Here is an 11,038-nt window from a genome sequence, read left to right on the forward strand (position 1 = left end):
GCGATGGACCAGGGGGCGGTGGGTTGCGTGAGGCTCGCCGCCCCCTGCCTCATGCGTCGTACACATCCGCCTTCCTCGGCATCGGGTCCTGGATCGCCCCGCTGAGGAAGCCGGAACGGGCGCCGAACTTCTCCGTGTTCACGCCGTTCTCTTCGAGGACCTTGATCGCGGCCGAGTGCACCACGCGCAGCACCGGAGTGGCGGCGCGCAGCGCGTCGTCCGCCATGAAGCGGTGCCGCCACGGCTTGTCGGCCCAGGCGTGCCGCAGGCCGAACGGCTCGGGCAGGACCAGCTTGCCGCCGAGGTGGTCCAGGATCGGCGGGTACCACGTGAAGGGGGCGCGGACCGCGAGGCGCACGACCTCGTCCGCGTCGATCAGCGGCAGGTTGCGGGTAGTGGTCTCCCAGAACCTGATCGGCTTGGCGACTGTCTTCGTCTTGGGCGAGGGCTTCGTGGTGAACAGCGGGTGCACGGGGCCGAGGGCATGGCCGGTGACCTCGATGCGGAGCGTCTCGTGCAGCACGGTCACCGTGATCAGCATCGTGATGACCAACTGGCCGTCCCAGAGCGTGAACTGCACGCCCAGGTAGTGGCGGTTGCCGCTGCCGAACTGCTGCTCGTTGCAGATGCGCTGTATCTCGTGGCCGCGGATCTGGAAGGCCTCGACGTCCGTGCCGGTGGGGCGGGACACCGACTTGGCGTTCTCCCCGATGGGCGAGACGATCCAGTGGTTTATGTCGGGGGCGGGGAAGCCGCCGGTGTGCAGCGGGCCGCGCTCCAGCATGCGCAGCTGGTCGTGCACCGCCCGTATGACGTCCCAGCTGCGGAAGGGGTGGATCTCCTTGCCGTCCTCGGCCGGCACCAGCTCCTCGGCCAGCTGCCAGCTGCCCCAGCGCGTGCCCATGCCCAATATGCCCTTGGGACCGGCGTAGAACACGGAGTTGCTCTGCTGCTCGGCGGAGAGCCTGGCGAGGCCCTGGCGCAGCCGCTCGGCGGCCGTCTCGCCGGGGCTGCCGGGGACCGCCTCGGGGATCTTGGCGCCGATGCCGCCGCCCGCGAGCAGGCTCGACCAGCGCTCGCGCAAGTCCCTGGCGGTGCGCTCGGCGATCTGCTTCGCCCAGAACCAGCCCACCACGGGCAGCACGATCGCCGCGCGCAGATACCAGGCCCAGAAGCCGCCGAAGGGCAGCTTGAGCAGGGCGACCGCGGCCAGGACGCCCATGGCGATCAGCACGGCCGTCGCGAGCGCTCCCGCGCGCTTGTCCTCGCTCTTGGCGACCTGCCGCCGGATGGTGAAGACGAGGAGCCAGACGATCAGACCCGGCAGGAAGAGCACACCGCACAGCACCGTCACGGCGGTCAGCCAGCTGTCGCGCTCCTTGCGGATGCGGTTCGCCGCGAGGCAGTGCTCGACGACCGACTGCGGCTCCGTCCCGAAGGACTGGATGAGCGGACTGCGGCCGCCGCCCAGCATCCGCACCTGCACGGTCCGCGCGAACGCCTCGCCCAGGTTCGGCTTGAAGAGTGACCAAATTCCGGGCTTCACCTCGGACTTGTGCCACTCGTTGTTGGCCGCGAGGATGCCGTCCACGTCTCCGTCGCGATACGCCGCCGAGGCCAGGGCGTGTGTCGCCGCGGTCTGTCCCGCGGCACCCGAGAGCGGAACCTGGGCCCCGGGCCTGAAGTCGAATACATCGTCCGCCACTGCCGCCCCCATCGCCGCGACGCCTTCGCTGCTGCGGCTCTTCCCGACTTCCCTGTCCGGCACACCTGTTGCGGCCCGGCGCATCTGTTGATCAGGTCATCAGCGTATCGGGGCGCACCGACATCCGTCAGGGGGCGGCCGAATGCCGACCGCCCGGCAGGAGGGGCGGACGGCACGCGCCCGTGCTCGGCAACTACGTTCCGTCGTGCGCCCGTTCGCGAATCTTCTCGGAGAGCTGCGGGGGCATCGGCTCGTGGCGTGCGTACGTACGGTTGAAGCGTGCGGTGCCCTGCGAGAGGGAGCGCAGGTCCACCGCGTACCGGCCGATCTCGATCTCGGGCACCTCGGCCCGCACGAGGGTCCGACCGCCGGCCGCCTGCTCGGTGCCGACCACCCGGCCCCTGCGGCCCGACAGGTCGCTCATCACCGCGCCGACGTAGTCGTCGCCGACCAGCACCTGCACCTCGGCGACCGGTTCGAGCAGATGGATCCTGGCGCCCGAGGCCGCTTCCCGCAGCGCGAGCGCGCCCGCCGTCTGGAACGCGGCGTCGGAGGAGTCCACCGAGTGCGCCTTGCCGTCCAGGAGCGTGATGCGCACGTCGATGAGCGCGTATCCGGCGGCGACGCCCTTCGCCGCCTGCGCGCGCACCCCCTTCTCGACGGACGGGATGAACTGCCGCGGGACCGCGCCGCCCACGACCTTGTCGACGAACTCGATGCCGCTGCCGCCCGGCAGCGGCTCCACCTCGATCTCGCAGATCGCGTACTGCCCGTGCCCGCCGGACTGCTTCACATGACGGCCCCGGCCACCGGACTTGCCCGCGAACGTCTCCCGGAGGGAGACCTTGTACGGCACCACGTCGACCTGGACGCCGTACCGGCTGCGCAGCCGTTCCAGGGCCACGTCGGCGTGCGCCTCGCCCAGGCACCACAGGACCACCTGGTGGGTGTCCTGGTTCTGTTCGAGCCGCATCGTCGGGTCCTCGGCGACGAGCCGCGACAGGCCCTGCGACAGCTTGTCCTCGTCGGCCTTGCTGTGCGCCTGGATGGCGAGCGGCAGGAGCGGGTCGGGCATGTCCCAGGACTCCATCAGGAGCGGGGCGTCCTTGGCGGACAGGGTGTCGCCGGTCTCCGCGCGGTTCAGCTTGGCCACGCACGCCAGGTCGCCCGCGACGCACCGGGTCAGCGTGCGCTGCTGTTTGCCGAAGGGGGAGGAGAGCGCGCCGATGCGCTCGTCGACGTCGTGGTCCTCGTGGCCGCGGTCCGCGAGGCCGTGCCCGGAGACGTGCACCGTCTCGTCGGGGCGCAGGGTGCCGGAGAAGACGCGGACGAGGGAGATCCGGCCCACATAGGGATCGGAGGCGGTCTTCACGACCTCGGCGGCCAGGGGTCCTGCGGGATCGCAGGTGAGCGGGGGCCGCGCCTTGCCGCCGGGGGTGGTCACGGCCGGTGCCGGGTGTTCGAGCGGGGTGGGGAAGCCACCCGTGATCAGTTCGAGGAGCTCGACCGTGCCGATGCCCTGGCGGGAGCCCTCCGCGGCCGGCGCGGCGGCGAGCACCGGATGGAAGATGCCTCGCGCGACCGCCCGCTCCAGGTCGTCCACCAATGTCTTGAAGTCGATGCTCTCGCCGCCGAGGTAGCGGTCCATGAGGGACTCGTCCTCGCTCTCGGCGATGATCCCCTCGATCAGGGTGTTGCGCGCCTCCTCGATCAGCGGGAGCTGGTCGGCGCCCGGCTCGGACTCCTTGCGCTCACCGGAGGCGTAGTCGAATATCCGCTGCGAGAGCAGCCCGATCAGACCGGTCACCGGGGCGTGGCCGTCCGGTCCCTGCTCGCCGTGGAGCGGCAGGTAGAGCGGCACCACGGCGTCGGGGTCGTCCGCGCCGAACGCCTGTGCGCAGGAGCGGGTCATCGCCGCGAAGTCCGCGCGGGCCGATTCGAGGTGCGTGATCACGATGGCCCGCGGCATGCCGACCGCCGCGCACTCCTCCCACACCATGCGGGTCGCGCCGGTGATGCCCTCGACGCCCTCGGCCGCCGAGACGACGAAAAGGGCCGCGTCCGCCGCGCGCAGACCGGCCCTCAGCTCCCCGACGAAGTCGGCGTACCCGGGTGTGTCCAGTAGGTTGATCTTGATGCCGTCCCACTCCACGGGGACCAGTGACAGCTGCACCGAGCGCTGCTGCCGGTGCTCGATCTCGTCGTAGTCGGAGACGGTGCCGCCGTCCTCCACGCGACCCGCCCGGTTCACCGCCCCCGCCGTCAGCGCGAGGGCTTCCACCAGAGTCGTCTTGCCCGATCCGCTGTGGCCGACCAGCACCACATTCCGTACGGACGCGGGCTGGTCGGCCGATGCTGCCCTGCCGGCGGCTCCGGGGTGTGCGTTCGCCTTGTCGCCCATGCCTTGGCCTCCCGGTCACATGCACGGTGAGGAGGCTCAGCCCCCTCGGGGATGCTGGCTGCTCGCGGACGCGCGGGGCCCACTGCGGGGCGGCTCCGACGGCGCCCGTCATGCTTTCGAGCTTTCCACTCGGGTCACTGTGCGTCCATACGTCGTACGCGATCGTGAGGGCGCGAGCCGGTCCGTCAACGGCGTGACTACGATGGGCCAGCCGGTGGCCAACGGGGCCGCGCGGCGCACCGAACCCTCGGGAAGGCCATGCTGAACAAGTACGCGCGTGCATTCTTCACGCGTGTCCTCACGCCGTTCGCCGCGTTTCTCATCCGCCGTGGGGTCAGCCCCGACGCGGTCACCTTCATCGGCACGGCCGGTGTGGTGGCGGGAGCGCTGGTCTTCTTCCCCCGGGGTGAGCTCTTCTGGGGCGTGATCGTCATCACGTCGTTCGTCTTCTCGGACCTCGTCGACGGCAACATGGCCCGCCAGCTCGGCCGCTCCAGCCGCTGGGGCGCGTTCCTGGACTCGACACTCGACCGGGTGGCGGACAGCGCGATCTTCGGAGGCCTCGCTCTCTGGTACGCCGGATCGGGCGACGACAACATCCTCTGCGCCGTCTCCATCTTCTGTCTGGCCAGCGGCCAGGTCGTCTCGTACACGAAGGCGCGCGGCGAGGCCATCGGCCTGCCCGTCGCCGTCAACGGCCTGGTGGAGCGCGCCGAGCGCCTGGTGATCACGCTGGTCGCCGCGGGCTTGGCGGGCCTGCACAAGTTCGGCGTGCCGGGCATCCAGATCCTGCTGCCGATCGCCCTGTGGGCGGTCGCGGCCGGCAGCATGGTCACCCTCGTCCAGCGCGTCGTGACCGTGCGCCGGGAGTCGGCCGAGGCGGACGCCGCCGCGGACCGGGCCAACCCGGCGCCCCCGACGAACTCGGCGACGCAGGAGAGTGAGGCCGCGCAGTGAAGGACCGACTCACCGACGGGCTGTACGGGCTCGGCTGGAGCACCGTCAAGAAGCTCCCCGAACCGGTCGCCGAGCGGCTCGGCAGGACCATCGCCGACACGGTCTGGAAACGGCGCGGCAAGGGCGTGCTGCGGCTGGAGTCCAACCTCGCGCGCGTGGTGCCCGACGCGAGCCCGCAGCGGCTCGCCGAGCTCTCCAGGGCGGGCATGCGCTCCTACCTGCGGTACTGGATGGAGTCCTTCCGGCTGCCGTCCTGGAGCAGGGAGCGCGTCAAGGGCGGCTTCGACGTCAAGGACGTCCACCACCTCACGGACGGGCTCGCCGCCGGCAAGGGCGTGGTCCTCGCCCTGCCGCACCTGGGCAACTGGGACCTCGCGGGCGCCTGGGTCACCACCGAGCTGGAGACCCCCTTCACGACGGTCGCAGAGCGCCTCAAGCCCGAGACGCTGTACGACCGCTTCGTCGCCTACCGCGAGAGCCTCGGCATGGAGGTCCTGCCGCACACCGGAGGCTCCGCCTTCGGGACGCTGGCGCGGCGGCTGCGCGCGGGAGGCCTCGTCTGCCTCGTCGCGGACCGTGATCTGTCGGAGTCGGGCGTCGAGGTGAAGTTCTTCGGAGACACCGCCCGGATGCCCGCGGGCCCCGCGATGCTCGCCCAGCAGACCGGAGCTCTGTTGCTGCCCGTCACCCTCTGGTATGACGAATCGCCCGTCATGAAGGGGCGCGTCCATCCGCCCGTCGACGTCCCGGAGACAGGCACGCGGGCGGAGAAGACGTCTGTCATGACACAGGCGCTGGCCGACGCCTTCGCCACCGGTATCGCCGACCACCCGGAGGACTGGCACATGCTGCAGCGTCTGTGGCTCGCCGACCTGGAACCCCGTGCCGACCACGCACCCCGCGCCGGTCGGGCCCCGGCGGGGGAGGCGTCGTGAGAATCGGCATCGTCTGCCCGTACTCGTGGGACGTGCCGGGCGGCGTCCAGTTCCACATCCGCGATCTGGCGGAGCACCTCATCCGTCTCGGGCACGAGGTCTCCGTCCTCGCCCCGGCCGACGACGAGACCCCGCTCCCGCCGTACGTCGTGTCGGCGGGACGGGCCGTTCCCGTGCCGTACAACGGCTCGGTGGCCCGGCTCAACTTCGGCTTCCTGTCGGCCGCGCGGGTACGCCGCTGGCTGCACGAGGGCACGTTCGACGTCATCCACATCCACGAGCCCGCGTCGCCCTCCCTGGGGCTGCTCACCTGCTGGGCCGCGCAGGGCCCGATCGTCGCGACGTTCCACACGTCCAACCCGCGCTCGCGGGCGATGATCGCCGCTTACCCGATCCTGCAGCCCGCCCTGGAGAAGATCAGCGCACGCATCGCGGTGAGCGAGTACGCGCGCCGCACGCTCGTCGAGCACCTGGGCGGCGACGCGGTCGTCATCCCCAACGGCGTCGACGTCGACTTCTTCGCCGATGCCGAGCCCAAGCCCGAGTGGCAGGGCGAGACGATCGGCTTCATCGGACGCATCGACGAGCCCCGCAAGGGCCTCCCGGTCCTCATGAAGGCGCTCCCGCAGATCTTCGCCGAGCGCCCGAACGCCCGGCTGCTGGTCGCGGGGCGCGGCGACGAGGAGGAGGCGGTGGCCTCCCTCCCCGCCGAGCTGCGCTCCCGGGTGGAGTTCCTCGGCATGATCAGCGACGAGGACAAGGCGCGGCTGCTGCGCAGCGTCGACCTGTACGTCGCCCCCAACACCGGCGGCGAGAGCTTCGGCATCATCCTGGTCGAGGCGATGTCCGCGGGCGCGCCCGTGCTCGCCAGCGACCTGGACGCCTTCGCGCAGGTCCTCGACCAGGGTGCGGCGGGCGACCTCTTCAGCAACGAGGACGCGGAGTCCCTCGCGAAGTCCGCGGTACGCCTCCTCGCCGACCCGGAGCGCCGCGAGGGCCTGCGCGCACGCGGCAGCGCCCACGTACGACGCTTCGACTGGTCGACGGTCGGCTCCGACATCCTCGCGGTCTACGAAACGGTCACGGACGGCGCCACATCGGTCGCGGCGGACGAACGCTCGGGGCTGCGGGCGCGGTTCGGGTTGGCGCAGAAGGGCTGAGCCGGGGCCTGTGATCCGACCGGCGTCTTCCGGCGCTTGAGGACCGGGGGCTCGGGGGCGGAGCCCCTGAGGACGGTGCGTGCGGCGCGCCGGGCACCCGAGCCCCGGAGGCGGTGCGGTGGGGTGCCGGGCGCCGTGGCCCGGTTCAAGGCGCCCCCGCCCGAAGGTAGCCTTGCCGCCCGTGACCTCCACCTTGATCTGGATCGCGGCAGCGCTCTTCGCGATCGGCCTCTATCTGAGCTGGACCGCCGGACGGCTCGACCGGCTGCACGCGCGCATCGACGCCGCGCGAGCCGCCCTCGACGCCCAACTGCTGCGCCGCGCCTCGGTCGCCCAGGAGCTGGCCACCTCCGGAGTGCTGGACCCGGCCGCGTCGATCGTGCTCTACGAAGCGGCGCATGCGGCCAGACAGGCGGAGGAGGAGCATCGCGAGGTCGCCGAGAGCGAGCTCAGCCAGGCGCTGCGCGCCATCTTCGGCGAGGCCCAGCAGGTCGAGGCGGTGCGGGAGGCCCCGGGCGGGGACGAGGCCGCCACGGAGCTCGCCGCGGCCGTACGCCGGGTGCCGATGGCCCGCCGCTTCCACAACGACGCGGTGCGCGCCGCCCGCGCCCTGCGCCGCCACCGCAAGGTCCGCTGGTTCCGGCTCGCGGGCCACGCGCCCTTCCCGATGGCGTTCGAGATGGACGACGAACCGCCGACGGCACTGGCCGACCGAGCGACCTCGTAGGACGTGCGAAGCCGCTGGTCAGCCGCGCTCGCACCGCCCTGACCAGCCGCGTTCGCGGAAAATGAGCCACCGGTCATCCATTGGCCCTTGCTGTGGCCTGGTCCTGGGGCGTTTCCTCGGAGCTGCAGAAAACGTCTTCAGCGAGCGAGGTCAACCCCGTGTCCGTGCCCCACACCCCCGCCAGCAGCACCCCGACGCCCGAGACCGGCACCGCGCGCGTGAAGCGCGGCATGGCCGAGCAGCTCAAGGGCGGCGTGATCATGGACGTCGTCAACGCCGAGCAGGCGAAGATAGCCGAGGACGCCGGCGCGGTCGCCGTCATGGCGCTGGAGCGGGTGCCCGCCGACATCCGCAAGGACGGCGGCGTGGCCCGGATGTCGGACCCGAACATGATCGAAGAGATCATCGAGGCCGTCTCGATCCCGGTCATGGCCAAGTCCCGCATCGGCCACTTCGTGGAGGCCCAGGTCCTGCAGTCCCTGGGCGTCGACTACATCGACGAGTCCGAGGTCCTCACCCCGGCCGACGAGGTCAACCACAGCGACAAGTTCGCCTTCACGACCCCCTTCGTCTGTGGCGCCACCAACCTGGGCGAGGCCCTGCGCCGCATCGCCGAGGGCGCCGCGATGATCCGCTCCAAGGGCGAGGCCGGCACCGGCAACGTCGTCGAGGCCGTCCGCCACCTGCGCCAGATCAAGAACGAGATCGCCAAGCTGCGCGGCTACGACAACAACGAGCTGTACGCCGCCGCCAAGGACCTCCGCGCCCCGTACGAGCTGGTCAAGGAGACCGCCGAGCTGGGCAAGCTCCCGGTGGTCCTCTTCTCCGCCGGTGGCGTCGCCACCCCTGCCGACGCCGCCCTGATGCGCCAGCTCGGCGCCGAGGGCGTCTTCGTCGGCTCCGGCATCTTCAAGTCCGGCGACCCGGCCCGCCGCGCCGCCGCCATCGTGAAGGCCACGACGTTCTTCGACGACCCGAAGATCATCGCCGACGCCTCCCGCAACCTCGGCGAGGCCATGGTCGGCATCAACTGCGACACCCTGCCGGAGACCGAGCGCTACGCGAACCGGGGCTGGTGATGACCACTCCCGCAGCGGCCACTCCCGTGGTGGGCGTGCTCGCCCTCCAGGGGGACGTGCGGGAGCACCTGATCGCCCTGGCCTCGGCTGACGCCGTGGCCAGGCCGGTCCGGCGCCCCGAAGAGCTCGCCGAGGTGGACGGCCTGGTCATCCCCGGCGGCGAGTCCACCACCATCTCCAAGCTGGCCACCCTCTTCGGCCTGATGGAGCCCCTCCGCGCGCGCGTGCGGGACGGCATGCCGGTCTACGGCAGCTGCGCGGGCATGATCATGCTCGCCGACAAGATCCTCGACCCGCGCTCGGGCCAGGAGACGGTGGGCGGTATCGACATGATCGTGCGGCGCAACGCGTTCGGGCGGCAGAACGAGTCGTTCGAGGCGGCCGTCGACGTCCGGGGGGTCGAAGGCGCCCCGGTGGAGGGCGTGTTCATCCGCGCGCCCTGGGTGGAGTCGGTCGGCGCCGAGGTGGAGGTGCTCGCCGAGCACGCGGGCCACATCGTCGCCGTGCGCCAGGGCAACGCGCTCGCCACGTCGTTCCATCCGGAGCTGACGGGCGACCACCGGGTCCACGCGCTGTTCGTGGAGATGGCGCGGGGTAACCAGCGCGCGGGATCCTTGTAGGATCTCCGGGGATCCCCCCGGGGCCTTAAGGTCTGGGAGAGTTCGTACTGGTTGTTGGGTAACGCGAAGGAGACAGGCAGATGTCCGGCCACTCTAAATGGGCTACGACGAAGCACAAGAAGGCCGTGATCGACGCCAAGCGCGGCAAGCTCTTCGCGAAGATGATCAAGAACATCGAGGTCGCGGCCCGCACGGGCGGCGCCGACGTGTCGGGTAACCCGACCCTCTTCGACGCCATCCAGAAGGCCAAGAAGAGCTCGGTCCCGAACAAGAACATCGACTCGGCGGTCAAGCGCGGTGCCGGTCTCGAAGCCGGTGGCGCCGACTACGAGACGATCATGTACGAGGGCTACGGCCCGAACGGTGTCGCGGTGCTCATCGAGTGCCTCACCGACAACCGCAACCGCGCCGCCTCCGACGTGCGCGTCGCCATGACGCGCAACGGCGGCTCGATGGCCGACCCGGGCTCCGTCTCGTACCTCTTCAACCGCAAGGGTGTCGTCATCGTCCCCAAGGGCGAGCTGGGCGAGGACGACGTCCTCGGTGCCGTCCTCGACGCGGGCGCCGAAGAGGTCAACGACCTCGGCGAGAGCTTCGAGGTGCTCAGCGAGGCCACCGACCTGGTCGCGGTCCGCACCGCGCTCCAGGACGCCGGCATCGACTACGACTCGGCCGACGCCAACTTCGTCCCGACCATGCAGGTCGAGCTGGACGAGGAGGGCGCCCGGAAGATCTTCAAGCTGATCGACGCGCTGGAGGACAGCGACGACGTGCAGAACGTCTTCGCCAACTTCGACGTCTCCGACGAGGTCATGGCGAAGGTCGACGCGTAACGCGCCTCGCTCGACGAAGACCCGCGCCCCCATGGGGCGCGCATGGGCCGACGGGACACACCCCCGTCGGCCCATCGCGTTGTCAGAGGGACCCGATAACCTGCACAGACAGGCGATGGGAGGGGCTGCGTGCGCGTTCTGGGGGTCGACCCGGGGCTGACCCGGTGTGGTGTAGGGGTTGTCGAAGGCGTCGCGGGACGCCCCTTGGCCATGCGCGGCGTCGGGGTCGTACGCACTCCGGCCGACGCGGAGCTGGGACACCGCCTCGTCGCCATCGAGCAGGGCATCGAGCGGTGGCTGGACGAGCACAGCCCCGAAGTCGTCGCCGTCGAGCGCGTGTTCAGCCAGCACAATGTGCGCACGGTCATGGGCACCGCCCAGGCCAGCGCGGTCGCCATGCTCTGCGCCTCGCGCCGCGGCATCCCCGTCGCCCTGCACACCCCCAGCGAGGTCAAGGCCGCCGTCACCGGCAGCGGCCGCGCCGACAAAGCGCAGGTCGGCGCGATGGTCACCCGCCTCCTGCGGCTCGACGCGCCCCCCAAGCCCGCCGACGCGGCCGACGCCCTGGCCCTCGCCATCTGTCACATCTGGCGCGCCCCCGCGCAGAACCGCCTGCAGCAG

10 protein-coding genes are annotated in these 11,038 nt (G+C 71.2%); 8 read left to right on the forward strand and 2 right to left on the reverse strand.

The window, feature by feature from the left end; all coding sequences use genetic code 11:
• Positions 1 to 49: 49 nt before the first annotated feature.
• Positions 50 to 1,717: a hypothetical protein gene (locus AOK03_RS14550; RefSeq protein ID WP_055565673.1), complete on the reverse strand. Its 1,668-nt coding sequence runs from the start codon at positions 1,715 to 1,717 to the stop codon at positions 50 to 52.
• 181 nt (positions 1,718 to 1,898) lie between these two features.
• A complete protein-coding gene (locus AOK03_RS14555) occupies positions 1,899 to 4,106 on the reverse strand; it encodes an elongation factor G-like protein EF-G2 (RefSeq protein ID WP_055565664.1) in 2,208 nt (735 codons plus the stop codon).
• Positions 4,107 to 4,364: 258 nt separating this feature from the next.
• On the opposite strand from AOK03_RS14555, the gene pgsA reads away from it, so the two are divergent.
• The 8 genes from pgsA to ruvC form a co-directional block, all read left to right on the forward strand.
• Complete coding sequence (gene pgsA, locus AOK03_RS14560) at positions 4,365 to 5,063, forward strand: phosphatidylinositol phosphate synthase (protein WP_055565665.1); 699 nt, start codon at positions 4,365 to 4,367, stop codon at positions 5,061 to 5,063.
• Complete coding sequence (locus tag AOK03_RS14565) at positions 5,060 to 5,998, forward strand: phosphatidylinositol mannoside acyltransferase (protein ID WP_055565666.1); 939 nt, start codon at positions 5,060 to 5,062, stop codon at positions 5,996 to 5,998. Before pgsA ends, AOK03_RS14565 begins: the two co-directional genes overlap by 4 nt.
• Positions 5,995 to 7,158: a glycosyltransferase family 4 protein gene (locus AOK03_RS14570; RefSeq protein ID WP_055565667.1), complete on the forward strand. Its 1,164-nt coding sequence runs from the start codon at positions 5,995 to 5,997 to the stop codon at positions 7,156 to 7,158. Before AOK03_RS14565 ends, AOK03_RS14570 begins: the two co-directional genes overlap by 4 nt.
• A 181-nt stretch (positions 7,159 to 7,339) precedes the next feature.
• Positions 7,340 to 7,885: a LemA family protein gene (locus AOK03_RS14575; RefSeq protein WP_055565668.1), complete on the forward strand. Its 546-nt coding sequence runs from the start codon at positions 7,340 to 7,342 to the stop codon at positions 7,883 to 7,885.
• Positions 7,886 to 8,043: 158 nt separating this feature from the next.
• Positions 8,044 to 8,964: a pyridoxal 5'-phosphate synthase lyase subunit PdxS gene (pdxS, locus tag AOK03_RS14580; RefSeq protein WP_055565669.1), complete on the forward strand. Its 921-nt coding sequence runs from the start codon at positions 8,044 to 8,046 to the stop codon at positions 8,962 to 8,964.
• Positions 8,964 to 9,584: a pyridoxal 5'-phosphate synthase glutaminase subunit PdxT gene (pdxT, locus tag AOK03_RS14585; protein WP_055565670.1), complete on the forward strand. Its 621-nt coding sequence runs from the start codon at positions 8,964 to 8,966 to the stop codon at positions 9,582 to 9,584. Before pdxS ends, pdxT begins: the two co-directional genes overlap by 1 nt.
• An 80-nt stretch (positions 9,585 to 9,664) precedes the next feature.
• Positions 9,665 to 10,417: a YebC/PmpR family DNA-binding transcriptional regulator gene (locus AOK03_RS14590; RefSeq protein WP_055565671.1), complete on the forward strand. Its 753-nt coding sequence runs from the start codon at positions 9,665 to 9,667 to the stop codon at positions 10,415 to 10,417.
• A 129-nt stretch (positions 10,418 to 10,546) separates the two neighbouring features.
• A partial coding sequence (gene ruvC, locus AOK03_RS14595; protein WP_055565674.1) for a crossover junction endodeoxyribonuclease RuvC occupies positions 10,547 to 11,038 on the forward strand: 492 nt, incomplete at its 3' end.

It is taken from the genome of Streptomyces atriruber, from assembly GCF_001418325.1.
Lineage (GTDB): Bacteria > Actinomycetota > Actinomycetes > Streptomycetales > Streptomycetaceae > Streptomyces > Streptomyces atriruber.